Source organism: Streptomyces sp. 6-11-2 (assembly GCF_006540305.1).
Classification (GTDB): Bacteria; Actinomycetota; Actinomycetes; order Streptomycetales; family Streptomycetaceae; genus Streptomyces.
On record NZ_BJOR01000001.1, the window covers coordinates 1,291,991 to 1,311,327 of the forward strand.

16 protein-coding genes are annotated in these 19,337 nt (G+C 73.6%); 7 read left to right on the forward strand and 9 right to left on the reverse strand.

Annotated elements, in window-relative coordinates:
* Positions 1–112: 112 nt before the first annotated feature.
* The 3 genes from TNCT6_RS05215 to TNCT6_RS05225 are packed head-to-tail and all read right to left on the reverse strand — an operon-like array spanning position 113 to position 3,959.
* Complete coding sequence (locus TNCT6_RS05215) at positions 113–2,494, reverse strand: xanthine dehydrogenase family protein molybdopterin-binding subunit (RefSeq protein WP_141357038.1); 2,382 nt, start codon at positions 2,492–2,494, stop codon at positions 113–115.
* A gap of 2 nt (positions 2,495–2,496) precedes the next feature.
* Positions 2,497–3,069 carry a (2Fe-2S)-binding protein gene (locus tag TNCT6_RS05220; RefSeq protein ID WP_141357040.1) on the reverse strand — a complete coding sequence of 191 codons (573 nt, stop codon included), beginning with the start codon at positions 3,067–3,069 and terminating at the stop codon, positions 2,497–2,499.
* Positions 3,069–3,959 (reverse strand): xanthine dehydrogenase family protein subunit M, encoded by an 891-nt coding sequence (locus tag TNCT6_RS05225; protein WP_141357042.1) that lies wholly within the window; start codon positions 3,957–3,959, stop codon positions 3,069–3,071. The genes TNCT6_RS05220 and TNCT6_RS05225 overlap by 1 nt, the downstream gene beginning before the upstream one ends.
* A 345-nt stretch (positions 3,960–4,304) precedes the next feature.
* Between TNCT6_RS05225 and TNCT6_RS05230 the strand changes: the two genes are divergently transcribed.
* From TNCT6_RS05230 to TNCT6_RS05240, 3 genes are all read left to right on the forward strand, one after another.
* Entirely contained in the window at positions 4,305–5,978 is a 1,674-nt protein-coding gene (locus tag TNCT6_RS05230; RefSeq protein WP_141357044.1) for a PucR family transcriptional regulator ligand-binding domain-containing protein, read from the forward strand.
* A 167-nt stretch (positions 5,979–6,145) separates the two neighbouring features.
* Positions 6,146–6,925, forward strand: a complete 780-nt coding sequence (locus TNCT6_RS05235; RefSeq protein ID WP_141357046.1) for a hypothetical protein — start codon at positions 6,146–6,148, stop codon at positions 6,923–6,925.
* A gap of 128 nt (positions 6,926–7,053) precedes the next feature.
* Positions 7,054–7,554 (forward strand): DUF2231 domain-containing protein, encoded by a 501-nt coding sequence (locus TNCT6_RS05240; RefSeq protein ID WP_141357049.1) that lies wholly within the window; start codon positions 7,054–7,056, stop codon positions 7,552–7,554.
* 60 nt (positions 7,555–7,614) lie between these two features.
* Here TNCT6_RS05240 and TNCT6_RS05245 read toward each other — a convergent pair whose 3' ends face one another.
* Positions 7,615–8,463: a GntR family transcriptional regulator gene (locus TNCT6_RS05245; protein WP_141357051.1), complete on the reverse strand. Its 849-nt coding sequence runs from the start codon at positions 8,461–8,463 to the stop codon at positions 7,615–7,617.
* A gap of 182 nt (positions 8,464–8,645) precedes the next feature.
* Between TNCT6_RS05245 and TNCT6_RS05250 the strand changes: the two genes are divergently transcribed.
* Together TNCT6_RS05250 and TNCT6_RS05255 are read left to right on the forward strand one after the other, a co-directional pair.
* Positions 8,646–9,479 (forward strand): (2Fe-2S)-binding protein, encoded by an 834-nt coding sequence (locus TNCT6_RS05250; protein ID WP_141357053.1) that lies wholly within the window; start codon positions 8,646–8,648, stop codon positions 9,477–9,479.
* Between the two features lie 326 nt (positions 9,480–9,805).
* Complete coding sequence (locus tag TNCT6_RS05255; protein WP_141357055.1) at positions 9,806–10,843, forward strand: DUF2637 domain-containing protein; 1,038 nt, start codon at positions 9,806–9,808, stop codon at positions 10,841–10,843.
* A 65-nt stretch (positions 10,844–10,908) separates the two neighbouring features.
* On the opposite strand, the gene TNCT6_RS05260 is transcribed toward TNCT6_RS05255, so the two are convergent.
* The 3 genes from TNCT6_RS05260 to TNCT6_RS42020 all read right to left on the reverse strand — a co-directional run bounded on the left by TNCT6_RS05260 (position 10,909) and on the right by TNCT6_RS42020 (position 14,663).
* Complete coding sequence (locus TNCT6_RS05260; protein ID WP_141357057.1) at positions 10,909–11,415, reverse strand: ATP-binding protein; 507 nt, start codon at positions 11,413–11,415, stop codon at positions 10,909–10,911.
* A gap of 135 nt (positions 11,416–11,550) precedes the next feature.
* Positions 11,551–13,293 carry a pyruvate dehydrogenase gene (locus TNCT6_RS05265; RefSeq protein WP_141357059.1) on the reverse strand — a complete coding sequence of 581 codons (1,743 nt, stop codon included), beginning with the start codon at positions 13,291–13,293 and terminating at the stop codon, positions 11,551–11,553.
* A 65-nt stretch (positions 13,294–13,358) separates the two neighbouring features.
* Positions 13,359–14,663, reverse strand: a complete 1,305-nt coding sequence (locus TNCT6_RS42020) for a protein phosphatase 2C domain-containing protein (RefSeq protein ID WP_373996152.1) — start codon at positions 14,661–14,663, stop codon at positions 13,359–13,361.
* A gap of 199 nt (positions 14,664–14,862) precedes the next feature.
* Here TNCT6_RS42020 and TNCT6_RS42025 point away from each other — a divergent pair, with 199 nt between their 5' ends.
* Both TNCT6_RS42025 and TNCT6_RS05275 read left to right on the forward strand, forming a co-directional pair.
* Positions 14,863–15,018: a hypothetical protein gene (locus tag TNCT6_RS42025; RefSeq protein WP_172632804.1), complete on the forward strand. Its 156-nt coding sequence runs from the start codon at positions 14,863–14,865 to the stop codon at positions 15,016–15,018.
* A gap of 1,298 nt (positions 15,019–16,316) precedes the next feature.
* Positions 16,317–17,306: a LuxR family transcriptional regulator gene (locus TNCT6_RS05275; protein WP_141357063.1), complete on the forward strand. Its 990-nt coding sequence runs from the start codon at positions 16,317–16,319 to the stop codon at positions 17,304–17,306.
* A gap of 38 nt (positions 17,307–17,344) precedes the next feature.
* Here TNCT6_RS05275 and TNCT6_RS05280 read toward each other — a convergent pair whose 3' ends face one another.
* The gene (locus tag TNCT6_RS05280; protein ID WP_141357065.1) at positions 17,345–17,857 is read right to left on the reverse strand and encodes a methylated-DNA--[protein]-cysteine S-methyltransferase; all 513 of its coding nucleotides are present in this window, start codon (positions 17,855–17,857) and stop codon (positions 17,345–17,347) included.
* Positions 17,854–19,254, reverse strand: a complete 1,401-nt coding sequence (locus tag TNCT6_RS05285; protein ID WP_172633183.1) for a DNA-3-methyladenine glycosylase 2 family protein — start codon at positions 19,252–19,254, stop codon at positions 17,854–17,856. The genes TNCT6_RS05280 and TNCT6_RS05285 overlap by 4 nt, the downstream gene beginning before the upstream one ends.
* Positions 19,255–19,337: the final 83 nt, after the last annotated feature.

The following is a 19,337-nucleotide window of genomic DNA, read 5'->3' on the forward strand; positions in this document are numbered from 1 at the left end:
GACGGCATGCGGGATCTGGGAATGGACGACCCGGGGGACGGCCCGAGACGAACAGTTGGGGTCCCCGGGGGCGGACTCCCCCCGGGGGTTCATCGGTTCGGACGCCGTGGGCTCACATGCCGGTGAGGTGTTCCGGCCGGACCGGCGTGCGGTTCAGCTCCAGCCCCGTCGCGTTGCGGATCGCCGCCAGGACGGCGGGTGTGGACGACAGGGTGGGGGCCTCGCCGACGCCGCGCAGCCCGTACGGCGCGTGGTCGTCGGCGAGTTCGAGCACGTCGACGGGGATGGTCGGCGTGTCGAGGATGGTGGGGATGAGGTAGTCCGTGAAGGACGGGTTGCGCACCTTCGCCGTCTTCGGGTCGACGACGATCTCCTCCATGACCGCCACGCCCAGGCCCTGGGTGGTGCCGCCCTGGATCTGGCCGACGACGGACAGCGGGTTGAGCGCCTTGCCGACGTCCTGGGCGCAGGCCAGCTCGATCACCTTCACCAGGCCGAGGTCGGTGTCCACCTCGACGACCGCGCGGTGCGCGGCGAAGGAGTACTGCACATGGCCGTTGCCCTGACCGGTGCGCAGGTCGAAGGGTTCGGTCGGCCGGTGCCGCCACTCCTCCTCCACCTCGACGGCCTCGTCCTCGAGGACGTCCACCAGGTCGGCGAGGGCCTCGCCGCCGTCGGTGACGACCTTGCCGCCCTCCAGGAGGAGTTCGGCGGTGGCCCAGGCCGGGTGGAAGGAGCCGAACTTGCGGCGCCCGATCTCCAGGACCCTCTCGCGCACGAGCTCGCAGGCGTTCTTGACGGCGCCGCCGGTGACGTACGTCTGCCGGGAGGCGGACGTCGAACCGGCGCTGCCCACCCGGGTGTCGGCCGGGTGGATGGTCACCTGGGTGACGCCCAGCTCGGTGCGGGCGATCTGCGCGTGGACGGTGACGCCGCCCTGGCCGACCTCCGCCATCGCGGTGTGCACGGTGGCGACCGGCTCGCCGCCGACGACCTCCATGCGGACCTTGGCGGTGGAGTAGTCGTCGAAGCCCTCGGAGAAGCCGACGTTCTTGATGCCGACCGCGTAGCCCACCCCGCGCACGACGCCCTCGCCGTGCGTGGTGTTGGACAGGCCGCCGGGCAGTTGCCGTACGTCGGCGCCCTCGGAGCTCTCCCACTGGCGCTCCGGCGGCATCGGCATCGCCTTGACGCGGCGCAGGAGTTCGGCGACCGGGGCCGGGGAGTCGACCGGCTGCCCGGTCGGCATGATCGTGCCCTGGGACATGGCGTTCAGCTGCCGGAACTCCACTCGGTCCATGCCGACGGCGTCGGCGAGCTTGTCCATCTGCGCCTCGTAGGCGAAGCACGCCTGGACCGCGCCGAAGCCGCGCATGGCGCCGCAGGGCGGGTTGTTGGTGTAGAGGGCGATGGCCTCGATGTCGACGTCGTCGACCTCGTAGGGGCCGATGCCGAGCGAGGCGGCGTTGCCGACGACCGCCGGGGAGGCGGAGGCGTACGCGCCGCCGTCCAGCACGATCCGGCACTTGACGTGGGTGAGCTTGCCGTCCTTGGTGGCCCCGTGCTCGTAGTACAGCTTGGCCGGGTGGCGGTGGACGTGTCCGAAGAAGGACTCGAACCGGTTGTAGACGATCTTGACGGGCTTGCCGGTGCGCAGCGCCAGCAGGCAGGCGTGGATCTGCATCGACAGGTCCTCGCGCCCGCCGAAGGCGCCGCCGACTCCGGCCAGCGTCATGCGGACCTTCTCCGGCGGCAGGCCGAGCACCGGCGCGATCTGGCGCAGGTCGCTGTGCAGCCACTGGGTGGCGATGTAGAGGTGGACGCCGCCGTCCTCCTCGGGCACGGCGAGCCCGGACTCGGGGCCGAGGAAGGCCTGGTCCTGCATGCCGAAGTGGTACTCCCCCTTGACGACGAAGTCGGCTCTCCTCGCGGCCTGTTCGGCGTCGCCGCGGACGATCGGCTGGCGGTGGACGACGTTGGGGTGCGGGACGTGGCCGGCGTGGTGGTCGGTGCGGTTCTCGTGGACGAGGATCGCGTCCGGCGCGGTCGCGGAGGCCTCGTCGGTGATCACCGGCAGTTCCCGGTACTCCACCCTGATCTTGGCGGCGGCGCGGCGGGCGGTCTCGGGGTGGTCGGCGGCGACGACGGCGACGGGCTCGCCGTGGTGGCGGACCTTGCCGTGGGCCAGGACCGGGGTGTCCTGGATCTCCAGGCCGTAGTTCTTCACCTCGGTGGGCAGGTCGTCGTACGTCATCACGGCGTACACGCCCGGCAGGGCGAGGGCCTCGGCGGTGTCGATCGAGACGATCTCGGCGTGCGCGACCGTGGAGCGCAGGATCTGGCCCCAGAGCATGTCCTCGTGCCACATGTCGGAGGAGTACGCGAACTCGCCGGTGACCTTGAGGATGCCGTCGGGGCGGAGCGTGGACTCGCCGATGCCGCCCCTGGTCCGCGAGCCCTGGGTGATTTTGGTGGGAGCGCCGTTGGCCGCCATGCTCAGACCCCCTCGGACTGCCGGGCGGCCGCCAGGCGGACCGCGTCCATGATCTTCTCGTAGCCCGTGCAGCGGCACAGATTGCCCGACAGGGCCTCGCGGATGTCCGCGTCGGTCGGGTTGGGGTTGCGCTCCAGCATCTCGTCGGCGGCGACGAGCAGGCCCGGGGTGCAGAATCCGCACTGGACGGCGCCCGCGTCGATGAACGCCTGTTGGACCGGCGAGAGTTCGCCCTCCACGCCGGTCTGCGCGCCGGCGCCCCGCGGCTGCCACCGCTGGGCGTCCTCCAGCGTCGTACCGCAGGCGCCCGTGCCGCAGGACCGCTGCCTGGCGTAGTCCGCCAGGCCCTCGACGGTCACGACCTCGCGGCCCTCGACCTGCCCGGCGGCGACCAGGCAGGAGCACACCGGCACGCCGTCCAGGCGCACCGTGCAGGAGCCGCACTCGCCCTGCTCGCAGGCGTTCTTGGAGCCGGGCAGCCCCAGTCGCTCGCGCAGCACGTACAGCAGGGACTCGCCCTCCCAGACGTCGTCGGCCTGCTGGGGGCGTCCATTGACGGTGAAGTTGACGCGCATCACGCCGCTCCCTCGTTCGTTCGGCGGGCGCCGCGGTACGACTCCCAGGTCCAGGTGAGCGTCCGGCGGGCCATGACGCCCACCGCGTGGCGGCGGTAGCTCGCGGTGCCGCGGACGTCGTCGATCGGGTTGCAGGCGGCGGAGCACAGCTGCGCGAACTGCCGGGCGACGGAGGGGGTGATGATCTCCCCGCTGTCCCAGAAGCCTCCCTCGTCGAGCGCCGCGTTCAGGAACTCCTCGGCGGCCCTGGCCCGGATGGGCGTGGGCGCGGCCGAGCCGATGCCGGTGCGCACCGTACGGGTCTCCGGGTGCAGGGCGAGGCCGAAGGCGCACACGGCGATGACCATGGCGTTGCGGGTGCCGACCTTGGAGAACTGCTGCGGTCCGTCGGCCTTCGCGACGTGGACGGCGCGGATCAGCTCGTCGGGTTCCAGGGCGTTGCGCTTGACGCCGGTGTAGAAGGCGTCGATCGGGATGCGGCGGGAGCCGCGGACCGACTCCACCTCTACCTCCGCGCCGGCCGCCAGCAGGGCGGGGTGGGCGTCGCCGGCCGGGGAGGCGGTGCCGAGGTTGCCGCCGACGCCGCCGCGGTTGCGGATCTGCGGGGAGGCCACCGTGTGCGAGGCGAGGGCCAGGCCCGGCAGCTCGGCCCGCAGGTTCTCCATGATCTTCGAGTACGGAACGGAGGCGCCGAGCCGCACGGCGTCCTCGCCGACCTCCCACTCGTAGAGATCCGGGACGCGGTTCAGGTCGAGCAGATACTCGGGCCGGCGGTGGTCGAAGTTGATCTCGACCATCACGTCGGTGCCACCGGCAATCGGCACAGCGGCGGGGTGCTCGGCCTTCGCGGCGAGCGCCTCCTCCCAGCTGGCGGGGCGAAGGAAGTCCATGACCGGCTCTCTTCTTCCGTCTCGTGAGTCGTACAGATTGAGCCAATCCGTGTGCGGCGGGCCCGGCTCGTTCCTGTCCCTTTTACGCGGAGTGGAGTCAGTACACCGTTGACCGCTCCGGCTCGGTCAGTCACCGAAAACATGAAGGGTTTGGCTGGTCGGCGCGGGCATCTTGTAGATTCGTATGAACCGAGGTCTTCAGAAACCTCTTGGGTTCCCCTGGAAACAGAGGTGGCCGAGGGGACGCGGACTCACCTCCTGGCGGAGCTGCTGCCCGGCCGCGCGGCCGGGCCCTCGCCACTTGATCCATCGTAGTTTTCTAGACACAGAACGGCGGCGACGAGAATGCGGCTGCGCGCACTGCTGGACACCGATGCGCTGGGCCTGAAGCTGCTCGGCGGGGAGGACGAGCTGGACCGCACCGTCCGGGGTGTCATGACCACCGACCTGCGCGATCCCAGCCGCTACCTCTCCGGCGGTGAGCTGGTGCTGTCGGGGCTCGCCTGGCGCCGGGACGCCGCCGACTCCGAGCCGTTCGTACGGATCCTCGTGCGGGCCGGGGTGGCCGCCCTGGCGGCCGGTGAGGCCGAACTGGGGCCCGTGCCCGACGACCTCGTGGTGGCCTGCGCCCGGCACCGGCTGCCGCTGTTCGCGGTGAACGAGTCGGTGGCGTTCGCGACGATCACCGAGCACGTGGTGCGGCAGGTGTCCGGCGAGCGCGCCGGCGACCTGGCGGCCGTGGTGGAGCGCCACCGCAGGATGATGACGGCCGGCCCGGCGGGCGGCGGCCCGGACGTGGTGCTGGACCTGCTGGGCTCCGACCTGGACCTGCGGGCCTGGCTGCTCTCCCCCACCGGCCGGCTGATCGCCGGGCCCAAGGTGGCGGGCCCGGCGCTGCCCGCCGACGTGTGCGCCCGGCTCGCCGCCGAGCACCTGGCGGCCGCCCGCACCGGCCGGCGCGGCCCGCACCGGGTGACGCTGGGCCCGACGACGTACTCCCTGTTCCCCATCCGCGGCGGCGGCCGCTCCCCGCGGGCCGCTCGGGAGGTGCGCGAGACGGTGCTGTCGGACTGGCTGCTGGCCGTGGAGGCGGACGCGGGCGAGTGGCCCGAGGAGCGGCTGGATCTGCTCCAGGGCGTCACCCAGCTGATCGCGGTCGAACGGGACCGCCGGGACGCGGCCCGCACGGTGCGCAGGCGGCTGGCCCAGGAGGTGCTGGAGCTGGTGCAGAGCGGCGCGCCGCCCGCGGAGATCGCCGCGCGGCTGAGGGTCGCCGCGCCGGTGCTGCTGCCCGGCCTCGGGGCGGCCCCGTACTGGCAGGTGGTCGTGGCCCGGGTCGAGTGGGACGACGAGGAGAACGAGGGCGGGCCGATCGCCCAGTCGCTGCTGGAGGAGATCCTCGTCGACCCCCACAGCACCGGTCCCGAGCCGTCCGACCGGATCGCCGTCGCCCACACGGGCGACGAGGCGGTCGCGCTGGTCCCGCTCCCGGCCGTCTCGGCCGAGCACGACGGCTCCGAGACCGGGATCCTCGCCGACGCGCTGCTGGAGGCCGTGCGCGACCCGCTGTCGGCCGGCCTCGACGACGACGGGCGGCTCACCCTGGGCGTCAGCGCGGCCGTGCACTCGGCCGAGGGGCTGCGCGGGGCGCTGGAGGAGGCCCGGCACGCCCGGCGGGTCGCGGCGGCGCGCACCGGCCGCGTCTGCGCGGCCGGGCACCAGGAGCTGGCCTCCCACGTCCTGCTGCTGCCCTTCGTCCCGGACGACGTGCGCCGCGCCTTCACCGCGCGGCTGCTGGACCCGCTGCGGGACTACGACCGCCGGCACCGCGCCGAGCTGATCCCCACCCTGGAGGCCTTCCTCGACTGCGACGGCTCCTGGACCCGCTGCGCCACCCGGCTCCACCTGCACGTCAACACGCTGCGCTACCGGGTCGGGCGTATCGAGCAGTTGACGGGCCGTGACCTGTCCCGCCTCGAGGACAAGCTGGACTTCTTCCTGGCGCTGCGCATGAGTTGAGACCGCGGCGGACGGGCACGGCACGCCACCTGCGGCCTCCTCCGTCCCACGACTTTGTGAAATTTTTCACCCATCCTCTTGGCCGGGCCACGGATTTCGTGCTGAGATGCCGCCACCACTCAAGGCTCGATGGCGTGCTCGGGGAGGGCAACGTGGCGCATACCGCCATGTCTGGTAACGGAACGACCCCTGGTGACGATCCACTCCAGACCGCGGTATGGCGGCTGCGCTCACGCGCGTGCTGGGCCGACGCGGCGGCGCTGCTCCAGTCGGCCACCGCGGCCGCGGCGCTGCAGAGAACCGCACTGCTGGTCGAACGCTGCCTCTACACCGAGGCGGGCTGGGAGGAGGCCGAGGACGCGCTGCGCACCGCCGAGGCGCTGGCCCACACCGACGAGGAGCGGGGCGCCGCCGCTTGTGAACGCGGGTACCTTGCCTACGCGGCCACGCTGCACGGCGTACGGGACCGGGCGGACGAGGCGCGGTCGGCGCTCGGCCGGGCCGCGGCGCTGATCCCGCCCGGGGTACCGGGACGGGCCCTGCTGGACTTCCGGCGCGGACTGATCGCCGAGAACCTCACCCGCTCCCCGCAGGCCGCGCACGCCGCGTACCGGCGCGCGCACGCGGGCGCGATCGCCCACGCCGATCCGCTGCTGCTCTCCTTCACCTGGCGCCATCTCGCCGGACTGGCGATGCGGGACGGCGAGTTGGCCGAGGCCCGGAACGGGTTCGCCGAGTCGCTGCGGATCCGCGAGGAACTGGGCTACCTCGTCGGCACCGCGCCGGCCCTGGTCTCCCTGGCCGACACGGAGACCGAACCGGAGGCGTCCCGCCTGCGCGAGGAGGCACGACGGCTGTTCCGGCTGCTGGGGGGCGTACCGACGTGGCTGGCACAGCAGTTGACCCCGGCACCACCGACACCGGCGCCGGGCGCGGCCACGGCCTGAGAGACCCACGAGGCGACTGCTTCTCAGAGGAACCTGAGAGGTTGCTGTGCCAGGCTGACCAGCCCCAACGCGCGGACGGCCGACGGTGTCCGCGCGCACCCCCCACGGTCGCTCCGGAGGATCGCCCGATGAGCCTGGTCAACGGACTTCCCGCCCATGTGCTGCTGGTCCACGCAGTCGTCGTCCTGGTCCCTCTCAGCGCCCTGGCGCTCGTGCTCTGCGCCGTGTGGCCGCAGGCCGCCCGGCGCCTCGGTCTCGTGCTGCCACTGCTCGCCCTGGTCACGCTGGTGAGCGTGCCGCTGACCACACAGGCCGGGGAGTGGCTGGAACGCCATGTGAGCGGCGACGCGCTGGTGCGCCGGCACGCGGAGCTGGGTGACGGGCTGCTCCCGTGGGTCCTCGGCCTGTTCGTGCTGGCGGCCGGCGTCTGGTGGATATCCCGCCGGACGCCCGCACCGGACGGGGGGACGCGCGCGGGCTCGGTGCTCCGGGTCGCCGCGGTCGTCCTGTCCGTGGTGGTGGCCGCGGGTGCGGTCGTCGACGTGTACCGGATCGGCGACTCGGGCGCGAAGGCCGCCTGGCACGACGCCTACTCGAAGACGGCCACGCAGTCGGGCGGCGACGACTGACGGGCGGAACACCGCCACCACGTGTCACCGCGCGCCGGCCCGCACCGCATGACCGCCTGCTCAGTCCGCGCCCGCGAAGTGCTCGGCGACCAGGGCGCGTACCACGTCGACGTCCCGCGCGACGAGGGCGTCCAGGAGGGCCGTGTGCTCGGCCGCGTCGGCGACGAGGTCGGCGCGGGCCGGGCGCGCGGAGCCGCCGACGAGCGGCCACTGGGCACGGCGGTGCAGGTCCTCGGCGATCTGGACGAGCTGGTCGTTCCCGGAGAGGGACAGCACCGCGCGATGGAAGGCGCGGTCGGCCTCGGCGTAGGTCGCCCGGCACCCGGAGGACGCGGCCCGCACGGTGGCCTCGGCGAGCGGGCGCAGTTCGTCCCAGCGCTCGACGGGCACCCGGCGGGCCAGCCGCAGCATCACCGGCACCTCCAGCAGGGCCCGCACCTCGGCCAGTTCGGCGAGCTCGCGGTCGCCCCGCTCGATCACCCGGAAGCCGCGGTTGGGCACGACCTCCACGGCGCCCTCCAGCGTGAGCTGCTGCATCGCCTCGCGTACGGGGGTCGCGGAGACCCCGAACCGCTCGCCGAGCGCGGGTGCCGAGTAGACCTCGCCGGGTTTCAGCTCCCCCGCCACCAGGGCGGTGCGCAGGGCCTGCAGGATCTGGCCGCGTACCGAGGAGCGCCGCACGAGGGGCCGGGGGTGCGGGACGGGCGGTTCGCCGTGCGTGTGCTCGCCGCGGACGCCCGCCCGAGGGAGGTCCGCGGCCCCGGGGGCCTCCTGGTCCCGCCGCGGCTCCCCGGCTGCCTGCTCCCGCCGCAGATCCGCGACCTGCGGCTGGCGCGGCACGCGAGGCACGGCGCCCCGGCCGGCCCCGGGGGCCCGGGTGCCGGCGGAGTCCTGTGCGCCCTGCTTCACGGTTCTCCTCCGGGCTCGCGGTGCTTGGGGTGCTTGGGGTGCTTGGGGTGCTTGGGGTCATTACGGCGGCTTGTCGCTCTGCCGTCAAGCACCTTAGGCGCTGTAGGCCAAGGCTTCACATTCCGATCAGCTGAAGTAAGGTAAGCCTTACCTACAATCGAACGTGAAAACGGTGGTCCGGCATGCCTGTGCCCTCTTCGGCCGTAGCGGACGCCTACGCCCGCCTCACCGAGGCCTTCCCCGGACTCGCGGTGACGGAGACGGGCCCCGGCGAGAGCGTCCCGGACGGCGGCGGCTGGACCTCGGCCGCCTCCCTCGCGGCGGGCGGGAGGGGCCTGGACGCGTTCCTGGCCTGGGACGACGCCCAGGTGCTGCGGGACTACGGCACGCACGCCCGGCCGGACGTCGTGGCGAGCTTCGGGCTGCACCGCTACGCCTGGCCCACTTGCCTGCTGTTCACCGTGCCCTGGTTCCTGCACCGCCGGGTGCCCCGCCTCCCCGTGACCCACGTCTCCTACGACCGCGCCGCCGGCCGCATGGCCGTACGCCCCGCCGCCTTCGCCTGCCTGCCGGGCGACCCGGCGGCCGCACTGCCCGGCGCGCGCGTCGTCCGCGACGAGGAGGCGCTGCGGGCCGAACTCCGCTCGGCCGTCGCCGAGCACCTGGAGCCGGTACTGGCCGGATTCGGCCCGCGTATGCGGCGGCGCGGGCGCGCCCTGTGGGGCATGGCGACCGACGAGGTCGTCGAGGGACTCTGGTACGTCGCCCATCTGCTCGGCGAACAGGAGCGGGCGGTGCGCGAACTGGAGCTGCTGCTGCCGGGGGCGACCCGGCCGTACGTCGGCTCCGCCGCCTTCCGGGAACTGACGGGGCCGGACGGCGAGTCCCTGCCCACCCGCGACCGGGCCAGCTGCTGCATGTTCTACACCGTGCGCCCCGAGGACCTCTGCGTCACCTGCCCGCGCACCCGCGACGCGGACCGGATCGCCAAGCTGACGGCCACGGCGGCCGGCTGAGCCCTCGTCACACCGGACTGAAACCGCCCTGACGGTCCGGCGCACCCCAGCGATCGCGTAAGATCACTCGCGACTGGGACACCCACAAGGTCACAGGTGATTCACAAATTCCTCACCTGCCACGGGAACTTTCCGCGGAACCACCGGTACGGGTAGTCTTATTCGAACTCAACTCCCGCCCCTCAAGCGGCGGTTCGAGCAGAACGCCGCCCCGGGCATCCCCTTGCACCTCCTTGGCGGCCTCTTGCCCCGAAAACCCCTGAGGGCCGACGGGATTGGGCCACTATGGCGGGCGTTACGCCCTATCCCAATGCAAGGGACCCCAGATGAGACTGACCGACATATCGCTGAACTGGCTGCTTCCGGGCGCCGTGCTGCTCCTGGGCGTGCTGGCGGCGGTTGCGGTGATCGCGCGCGGCAAGCGCTCCTCCGGGGAGAACGCGAGCGCGGACGACTCGTGGGAGCGCAACGAGGAGCGCCGCAGGCGCAAGGAGGCCATCTACGGCACGGCCTCCTACGTTCTGCTGTTCTGCTGTGCGGCGGTGGCCGCGGCACTCTCCTTCCACGGCCTGGTCGGCTTCGGCGAGCAGAACCTCGGCCTGACCGACGGCTGGCAGTACCTGGTGCCGTTCGGTCTGGACGGCGCGGCGATGTTCTGTTCCGTGCTTGCCGTGCGCGAGGCCAGCCACGGTGACGCGGCGCTCGGCTCGCGGATACTCGTGTGGATGTTCGCCGCCGCCGCGGCCTGGTTCAACTGGGTGCACGCGCCCAGGGGCATCGACCACGCGGGGGCGCCGCACTTCTTCGCGGGCATGTCGCTCTCGGCCGCTGTCCTGTTCGACCGCGCGCTGAAGCAGACCCGCCGGGCCGCCCTGCGCGAGCAGGGTCTGGTGCCGCGCCCGCTGCCGCAGATCCGTATAGTCCGCTGGCTGCGGGCGCCGCGCGAGACCTACAAGGCCTGGTCGCTGATGCTCCTGGAGGGCGTGCGGAGCCTGGACGAGGCGGTCGACGAGGTGCGCGAGGACGAGCGCCAGAAGGCGGAGAGCCGACGGCTGCGGCGCGATCAGGAGCGCATGGAGCGGGCGCAGTTGAAGGCGCTCAGCCGAGGCCACCGCGGCTTCATCGGCCGGGGCGGTCGGCCCGTCGAGCAGCAGGCCCTGGAGCGCGGCTCCACGCAGGTCACCGCGGAGCCTGCCATAGCGGCGGCGGAGCTTCCCGTGCGCGCGCGTCCGTCCCTTCAGCCCGTCCGCAAGGGATCCGAGAGCTCAGCCGTCGACCTCACCGCGGAGGACGACACAATGGCCCTGCCGCGCCTCGACTCCCTGGAGCGCAAGCTCAAGGACCTGGAGCAGCAGTTCGGCTAGGAACGAGTCGACTGGACCGGTGAACGGGTGGGGGGCGCGGCCTGCGGGCCGCGCCCCCCACCCGTTCACGCGGCGTCCGCGCCCAGTTCGAACCAGACGGACTTTCCGACCCCGTGCATGCACACGCCCCAGGTGTCCGCGAGGGACTGCACCAGGAACAGGCCCCGGCCGCCGGTGCCGTCGCCCGTCCCCGGTGTCCGGGGTCTGGGCCGGCGGGCCACGAAGTCCCGTACCTCCACGCGCAGTCCGCGCGGTGACACGGTGGCCGTCAGGATCGCGTCGTCGTCGGTGTGGACGAGCGCGTTGGTGACCAGTTCGCTGGTGAGCAGTTCCGCGACCTCCGACGTGCCGGGCCTGCCCCAGTGGCGCAGCAGTGCGCGCAGCGCCCGTCGTGCCTCGGGCACCGCCTTGAGGTCGGCCCGCCCCAGTCTGCGTCTGAGCTGCGGCGGGACGGGCCGTCCCGGGAGGCCGTCCCTCTCTCCGCCCGCCGGTCTCTGCGTGTGTTCCTCCGTCGTCCGAGCCGAGGAGGCCCCGACCGTCGCGGGACCGCCCCCTCGTGCCTGCCTCTTCATGGCCCCCGTCCGCGTGCCGATGTCGGTTCCCCTCCAGTTCGAACACGTTCACGGAGATCCATGCCCCGTCGGGCGCGGGCCAGTCATGTGGAATGGCCCACGCCAGTTGTCCGGCGCTCCCCTGTCCCGACGGGCCTACGGCCGGGGCATGTTGCGCAGGTTGGAGCGCGCCATCTGCACCATGCGGCCGACGCCTCCGTCCAGCACCATCTTCGAGGCCGACAGCGCGAACCCGGTCACCATCTCGGCCTTGATCTTCGGCGGGATCGACAGGGCGTTGGGGTCGGTGACGACGTCCACGAGGGCGGGGCCCTTGTGGCTGAAGGCCTCCTTCAGGGCACCGGCGAGGTGCCTGGGCTTCTCCACCCGGACGCCGTGGGCGCCGCAGGCGCGGGCGACGGCGGCGAAGTCGGGGTTCTTCATGGCCGTTCCGTAGGCGGGCAGGCCCGCGACCATCATCTCCAGCTCCACCATGCCCAGCGAGGAGTTGTCGAACAGGACGACCTTCACCGGCAGGTCGTACTGCACCAGGGTCAGGAAGTCGCCCATCAGCATGGCGAAGCCGCCGTCCCCGGACATGGACACCACCTGCCGGCCGCGGTCGGTGAACTGCGCGCCGATCGCCATCGGCAGGGCGTTGGCCATCGAGCCGTGCGAGAAGGAACCGATGATGCGGCGGCGTCCGTTGGGCGAGATGTAGCGGGCACCCCAGACGTTGCACATGCCCGTGTCGATGGTGAACACGGCGTCGTCGTCGGCCACTTCGTCCAGGACGGCGGCCACGTACTCGGGGTGGATCGGGACGTGCTTGTCCACCTTCCTCGTGTACGCCTTGACGACCCCCTCCAGGGATTCCGCGTGCTTCTTGAGCATCCGGTCCAGGAAGCGCCGGTCCGTCTTGACCCGCACCCTCGGCACGAGACAGCGCAGGGTCTCCTTCACATCGCCCCACACCGCGAGGTCGAGCCTGGAGCGGCGGCCGAGGTTCTCGGGCCGGACGTCGATCTGGGCGATCTTCACATCGGTGGGCAGGAAGGCGTTGTACGGGAAGTCGGTGCCGAGCAGGATCAGCAGGTCGCACTCGTGGGTGGCCTCGTAGGCGGCGCCGTAGCCGAGCAGCCCGCTCATGCCGACGTCGTACGGATTGTCGTACTGGATGAACTCCTTGCCGCGCAGCGCGTGCCCGACCGGGGACTTGATCCGCTCGGCGAACTCCATCACCTCGGCGTGCGCGCCCGCCGTGCCGCTGCCGCAGAACAGGGTGACCCTGTCGGCCTCGTCGATCATCTCGACGAGCCGGTCGATCTCGGCGTCGCCGGGCCGGACGGTGGGCCGGGAGGTGACGATGGCGGTCTCGGCGGCCCTCTCGGGCGCGGGCTCGGCGGCGATGTCGCCGGGCAGCGACACCACGCTGACGCCGCTGCGGCCCACCGCGTTCTGGATGGCCGTCTGGAGCAGCCGGGGCATCTGCTTCGGGTTGGAGATCAGCTCGCTGTAGTGGCTGCACTCGGCGAACAGCCGGTCGGGGTGGGTCTCCTGGAAGTACCCGAGGCCGATCTCTCCGGAGGGGATGTGCGAGGCGAGGGCGAGGACCGGGGCCATGGAGCGGTGGGCGTCGTACAGGCCGTTGACGAGGTGCAGGTTGCCGGGACCGCAGGAGCCGGCGCAGGCCGTCAGACGGCCCGTGATCTGGGCTTCGGCGCCGGCCGCGAAGGCGGCGGTCTCCTCGTGGCGGACGTGGATCCAGTCGATGGCGGCGTTGCGGCGGACCGCGTCGACGACCGGGTTGAGGCTGTCCCCGACCACGCCGTACAGGCGTTTGACTCCGGCGCGGACGAGGATGTCGACGAACTGCTCTGCGACGCTCTGCTTGGCCATGGCGCTCGGACACCCCTTCGGTCTGCCGCGGATCCTCCGCCTCCATGAAGGCACAGGCCCGGCGCTCACGCCTCCCACACGGCAGCGGCCGTACGGTCGTCCGCGTAGCCCTTGACCCGCACCTGGGCGTCCGCCAGGAAGGCGGCGAGGCCCGGCGGGGCGGGATCGGACCACCGTCGCGAGAGGTGGGCGCACAGCTCGGGCTCGCCGCGCAGCGGGTCGGCCAGACCGGCGGTGCACATCAGGAGCGTGTCACCCGGTTGGGCCACGGACGCACGGAAGCGGAAGGGCTCGCGGGGCGGTTCCGGGGCCGGGTCGTACGGGTTCGGCGGGGTGGTGATGCCGAGGTCCAGGGTGAGCCGGTCGCCGTCCGGGGTCTCGGACGGCGGCGAGCCGAAGCCGACCACGGGGTGGCCGGGGGTCTCGGCGACGCCAGGTTCGATGTCCTGCCACTCGCCCTCGCGCAGCCGGAACAGGCCGCCGGCGCCGACGCCGAAGAAGACCCGGACGCGGCAGTCGGGGTCGGCGGGCAGGAGCAGGCAGCGCAGGGTGGCCGTGTACTGCTCCGGCTCCACGCCCTGTTCGGCGGCGCCCGCTCGGAGTCTGCCGAGGCTGCGGTCGGTGAGGCGGTGCAGCCCCGACTTCAGGTCGCCGCGCCGGGCCGCGCGGATGTCCTCGGCCAGCCGTGCGTGGCTGCGACCCACGGCCTCGGCGATCCACTGGCACACCTCGCCGGCCGCGCGGTGCGCGCCCGGGGTGGCGCGGGCGCCGGTCGCCATCGCGACCATCACCAGTGCCTGGTCCCCCGCGCCGAAGCGGGCGGTGAGCAGCGCGTCGCGCCGCGACTCGCCCCGGTACCGTGCGGAGTCCCCCCGGATCGACACCGCCCGCAGCGTGCACGCCCCGTAGGCGGCCCCGTCCAGCACGGTGTCCGGCACCGTGACGTCCAGCCCGTCCGGCTCGGCCCCGGGCAACGCGGTGGGCTCGGCCGCGTAGGTGGGCGGCCGGGCCCCGACATACCCGACGACAACGCCGCCACCCCGGACACGCGGTGCGACGTGCGCCCCGACGTCGGGCGGTGCGACATGCGCCTCCCCGGCGCCCGATACGGAGTACGCCTTACCGGCGGCCGGTGCGGAGTGCGCCTTACCGGCGGCCGGTGCGGAGTGCGCTTCCACACCGCCCGTTGCGGCGTTCGCCTCCCGGGCGGCCGGTACGTCGTACGCCTCCGCGCCACCCGATACGGCGTACGCCTCCCCGGCGGCCGGACCCTCCTCCGCCTCCGCGCCACCCGATACGGCGTACGCCTCCCCGGCGGCTGGTGGGTCGTACGCCTCGCCACCGCCCACCTCACGTCCGGAGCCGCCCACGGCCCCGACAGATGAAGGCTCCGGCGGGGAGGGAGGCGTGGAGGGCGGCGGGGGTGCGGAGGAACGCGGAGAAGCGGACGGAGGTGGAGGGGCGGCCGGAGGTGCGGAAGGGGGCGAGGGGGTGGACGGGGATGGAGAGGCGGTTGCGGGCGCGGACGGAGGCGAAGAAGGTGACGGGGGCGCGGGAGGAGGCGGGGGCGTGGACGGAAGCCGCCTCGCGGCGGGGCAGGCCGGGTCGGCGGCGTCCCTGGGCGAGGGACCGCCCGGGCCGGAGCCGGTACCTCCCCGGTGGGTCGACTCGGTGGGGCCCGACGACCAGCCCTCGACGGTCCCCTCGGAGGTGACGGGCGGCTGAACCGATCGCTCCGGCGTCCCCGTCCCGGGGTCCCAGGCGGGCCCCGGAGCCGCCCCCTCGGCGGGAGAGGACGACCGAGGCGACCACTCGGGCTCCATCGGACCAGAATCCTCGGCCACCGCATCGGAAGAGGAAGCCGCCGCAGCCGACCCCCCAGAGGAGGCAGGCGGCTGAGATGGTTTCACCGGCGCGGAACCCCAAGCTGCCCCCGCGGCGGGCCCCTCAGCCGACGCGGGCGGCCGAGACGGCCGCTCGGGCTCCACCGGCCCGGAACCCCGGTCAGCCCGGTCAGCCCCCGACACCGGCCCTTCCGCCGGTGCGGACGGCCGAGGCGACCGAGGCCCGCGCCCAGGCTCCACCGGCCCAGAACCCCAAGCACCCCCCGAAGCCGGCCCCTCCGGAGGCGCGGATGGCTGAGGCGGCCGATCCGGCGTCCCCGTCCGGGGATCCCGGTCAGCCTCCGCGGCTGCCCTCTCGGCGGGAGAGGAGGACCGGGACGACCGCTCGGACTCCCCCGGATCTGAACCCCAAGCAACCCCTGAAGCCGGCGTGGCCGACCGCGACGGCCGCTCGGGCTCCACCGGCCCGTAACCCCGGTCGGCTGCCGACGCCGTGTCCTCGGGGGTGCTGCGCCACCAGTCCGGGGCCGGGTCCGGTGGGCGTGGGGTGGGTAGCGGCGCGTCCCGCGGGGGGCCGTCGACCGTTCCGGACGCCGAGGCGAAGCGGTCGTCCAGGGAATCGGCCCCGGCCGCGGGGCCGGTGTCCTCGGCGGAGTCGTCGTACAACTGCCCCCACCAGTCGTCCTCTTGACCGGTGGGCCTTCCCCCCTGCTGGCTCATGCCGCCAATTGTCCACCGCACGGGCCCTGTGAGAACGGGGCATCGGCAAATCCGGTGGACCGAACCATCCCGGGGCGCGACGAAGTCGCCGGACGGCTCCACCCCCCACGGAGGAGCCGTCCGGCGGTACATGGGTGATCCTGGTCCGGATCACGGTCCGGTCGGCCGAAACACCGCCGTCCGGAACGCCCCGACGCGGCCCGCGGTGCCCGGCCCGGGCGCTGCGGGCCGGGGCCGTCAGTTGCCCCGGCCGCCCGCACGGGGTGCGTATCCGTGCAGGCCACGTCCATGGCTGGACACCAGGCACCCGTCGGTGCTTCGGTGGCGCCACCTTGTCAGAGTGACCGGTGGTACAGCGATGATGTGCCGCGGCGGGTTTGCGCCGTGGCTGTTTCCCGCCACCGCCGACGCGCCGCGGAACGTGATGCCAGGGGTCCGAAAGGGGAGGGACAGCAGCTGATGCTGGCAGCGATAGGTCTGGACGAGACACACGAGGCGGCGTACCGGGCTCTGGTGTCCGTGGGCGCCGCCGAAGTCCCCGATCTCGCACGGCGGCTGATGCTCGGCGAGCGGGACACCGAGCACGCCCTGCGCCGTCTGGAGCGGCACGGACTCGCGGCCCAGTCCTCGGCCCGGCCCGGCCGCTGGGTGGCCGCGCCGCCCGGGGTGGCGCTGGGCGCACTGCTCACCCAGCACCGCCACGAGCTGGAGAGGGCGGAGCTGGCCGCCGCGCTGCTCGCCGAGGAGTACCGGGCGGCGGCCTCCGAGCCCGCGGTGCACGATCTGGTCGAGGTGGTCACCGGCGCCCCCGCGGTCGCGCAGCGCTTCCTCCAGCTCCAGCTCGGGGCGAGCGAGGAGGTGTGCGCGCTGGTCACGGGCAACCCGATCGCCGTCTCCTCGATGGAGAACCACGCCGAGGAGCAGGCGGCCGCCCGCGGGGTCCGCTACCGGGTGGTGCTCGAACGCGCCGTGCTGGACAAGCCGAACGGGGTCACGGAGCTGACCGCCGCGCTCAGCCGCGACGAGCAGGTGCGGGTCGTCGAGACCGTACCGACCAAACTGGTCGTCGCCGACGGGACGCTCGCCATGGTGCCGCTCACCTCGCACACCCCGGAGCCCACCGCGCTGGTCGTGCACGCCAGCGGCCTGCTGGAGCTGCTCTACGGGCTGTTCGAGTCGGTGTGGCGGCAGGCGCTGCCGCTGCGGCTCGGGGCGTCCGGTGTGACCGAGGAGGGCCGGGACGGCCCCGACGCCATCGACCTGGAGGTGCTGTCGCTGCTGCTGGCCGGTCTGACCGACGCGAGCGTCGCCAAGCAACTCGACCTGGGCCTGCGGACCGTGCAGCGCCGGGTGAAGCGGCTGATGGAGCTGACCGGGGTGAGCACCCGGCTGCAACTGGGCTGGCACGCCTACGAACGGGGCTGGGTGGCCCGTGAGCGGCACGGCTGACGGGCCGGTGCCTACAGGCACGGCTGACACGCCGGTGCCTACAGCACGCCCTCCAGCGTGAGCAGTCGCACCTTCCGCTCCAGGCCGCCCGCGTAGCCGGTCAGGGAACCGTCCGCGCCGATCACGCGGTGGCAGGGGCGCAGCACCAGGAGCGGGTTGGCGCCGATGGCGCCGCCGACGGCCCGAACAGCCGCGCGGGAAGCGCCGATACGCGCGGCGATCTCGCCGTACGTGGTCGTCGAGCCGTACGGAACGTCGTCGACGGCGGCCCACACCCGCTCCCGGAACGCGGTGCCGGAGGTGCGCAACGGCAGCCGGAATTCCTTGAGTTCACCGGCGAAGTAGGCGCGGAGCTGTTCCTCCGCCGCGCGGAAGGGCCCGGCGTCGTGCCGCCAGTCGGCCCGGACCTCGCGACCGCCCTTCTGGCCTGGCACGGACAGCGAGGTCAGCGCCCCGGAGGAGTCGGCGGTCAGCAGCAGGGGGCACAGCGGGCTGTCGAGGGTGGTCCAGTAGGTCGTACCGGTGACCGTCGAGTGCGTGTGCGTGGTCATGGGGTGGTCTCCAGCTCTTCGGCGGCACGCAGGTGCCGCAGGGCGTACGAGCGCCAGGGGCGCCAGCTTTCAGGGGTGTCCGCGCCGGGCGGGGCCACGTCGGGGTCGCCGAGGGCCCGGGTACGGATGGCGGCGGCCACGGCCGGACCCAGGCCGGGCAGGGCGAGCAGTGCCCGGTGCGTGTCGTCGCGGTCGGCTCCCGGGTCCAGCCGCACCGTGCCGTCGGCGAGGGCGGCGGCCAGGACGCCCAGGGGGCCGTCCCGTTCGGCCTCGGCGAGCACGGCCGGCTCGGGGAAGAGGTGGGTCAGCGTGCCGGTGGGAGCGTCCAGTGCCTTGCCGTAGCGCCGTACCAGCTCCGCGGCGGCCGCCGGTCCCACCAACGCCCGGACCGCCGTCTCCGGCGGGTCCGCCGAGCCCGGCGAGCGCAGGCCGGGCCGGGCGGCGACCAGCGGGGCCAGCCGCGGGTCCGCACCGAGCCGCTCGTCGACGGCGTACGGGTCGGCGTCCAGGTCGAACAGCCGGCGCAGCCGCTGCACGGCCGTGGTCAGATCGCGTGGGTCGGTCAGGTGGAGCCGGGCCTCCAGCCAGCCGCCGGGATGCGCTCCGGACCCGGCCCGCGGCGCGCCGGAACGCTCGTCCACGGCGGCGGTCCCGGTGCCGTGCGGCAGGCGCAGGGTGCGCCGGTAGGTCCGCCGTCCGGGCGTACCGCCGATCTCCTCGACGCCGGGCACGGCCTCGCGTTCCAGCAGGTCGAAGACGGGGCCGGCCTGGTAGGGGCCCCGGTGGGCGAGCCGCAGCGGGATCCCGGCGGTGGGCGCCGCGGGGCGGCGGCCCCGTGCCCTGCGGGCGGTGGCGCGCAGCTCGCTGGGGGTCGCGGCGTAGACGGACCGCATCGTGTCGTTGAACTGCCGCACGCTGGCGAACCCGGACGCGAACGCGATCTGCGTGACCGGCAGGTCCGTGGTCTGGAGCAGGACGCGCGCGCTGTGCGCCCGCTGGGCACGGGCGAGCGCGACGGGCCCGGCGCCCAACTCGGCGATGAGCTGCCGGCGCACCTGCCGCTCGCTGTAGCCGAGTCGCGCGGCGAGCCCGGCGACGCCCTCCCGGTCGATCACGCCGTCGCCGATCAGCCGCATGGCCCGCCCGACGGCGTCCGCCCGTACGTTCCAGTCGGCGGAGCCGGGCACCGCGTCCGGCCGGCAGCGCCGGCAGGCGCGGAAGCCCGCGCCCTGCGCGGCGGCGGCCGTGGGATAGAACCGCACGTGGTGCCGTTTGGGTGTCACGGCCGGGCAGCTGGGACGGCAGTAGATCCCGGTCGTGTCGACGGCGAAGAAGAACTCCCCGTCGAACCGGCCGTCCCGGCTGCGTACGGCCTCGTACCTGGTGTCCTCCTCCATCACGCCGTCCAGTGTCCGCCTCCGTGCGGGGGTGCCGCTGGCGGAAATCGGACACTGCGGCCGACATGACGGATGACGGGTGA

What these genes read in the sequence shown, in the direction of transcription:
- TNCT6_RS05240 (WP_141357049.1), top strand. Translation starts at nt 7,054, where the DNA reads ATGAGCCTGGTCAACGGACTTCCCGCCCATGTGCTGCTGGTCCACGCA.
- TNCT6_RS05215 (WP_141357038.1), bottom strand. Translation starts at nt 2,494, where the DNA reads ATGGCGGCCAACGGCGCTCCCACCAAAATCACCCAGGGCTCGCGGACC.
- TNCT6_RS05230 (WP_141357044.1), top strand. Translation starts at nt 4,305, where the DNA reads ATGCGGCTGCGCGCACTGCTGGACACCGATGCGCTGGGCCTGAAGCTG.
- TNCT6_RS05280 (WP_141357065.1), bottom strand. Translation starts at nt 17,857, where the DNA reads ATGACCACGCACACGCACTCGACGGTCACCGGTACGACCTACTGGACC.
- TNCT6_RS05265 (WP_141357059.1), bottom strand. Translation starts at nt 13,293, where the DNA reads ATGGCCAAGCAGAGCGTCGCAGAGCAGTTCGTCGACATCCTCGTCCGC.
- TNCT6_RS05250 (WP_141357053.1), top strand. Translation starts at nt 8,646, where the DNA reads ATGCCTGTGCCCTCTTCGGCCGTAGCGGACGCCTACGCCCGCCTCACC.
- TNCT6_RS05220 (WP_141357040.1), bottom strand. Translation starts at nt 3,069, where the DNA reads ATGCGCGTCAACTTCACCGTCAATGGACGCCCCCAGCAGGCCGACGAC.
- TNCT6_RS05255 (WP_141357055.1), top strand. Translation starts at nt 9,806, where the DNA reads ATGAGACTGACCGACATATCGCTGAACTGGCTGCTTCCGGGCGCCGTG.
- TNCT6_RS05225 (WP_141357042.1), bottom strand. Translation starts at nt 3,959, where the DNA reads ATGGACTTCCTTCGCCCCGCCAGCTGGGAGGAGGCGCTCGCCGCGAAG.
- TNCT6_RS05285 (WP_172633183.1), bottom strand. Translation starts at nt 19,254, where the DNA reads ATGGAGGAGGACACCAGGTACGAGGCCGTACGCAGCCGGGACGGCCGG.
- TNCT6_RS05275 (WP_141357063.1), top strand. Translation starts at nt 16,317, where the DNA reads ATGCTGGCAGCGATAGGTCTGGACGAGACACACGAGGCGGCGTACCGG.
- TNCT6_RS05235 (WP_141357046.1), top strand. Translation starts at nt 6,146, where the DNA reads ATGTCTGGTAACGGAACGACCCCTGGTGACGATCCACTCCAGACCGCG.
- TNCT6_RS05260 (WP_141357057.1), bottom strand. Translation starts at nt 11,415, where the DNA reads ATGAAGAGGCAGGCACGAGGGGGCGGTCCCGCGACGGTCGGGGCCTCC.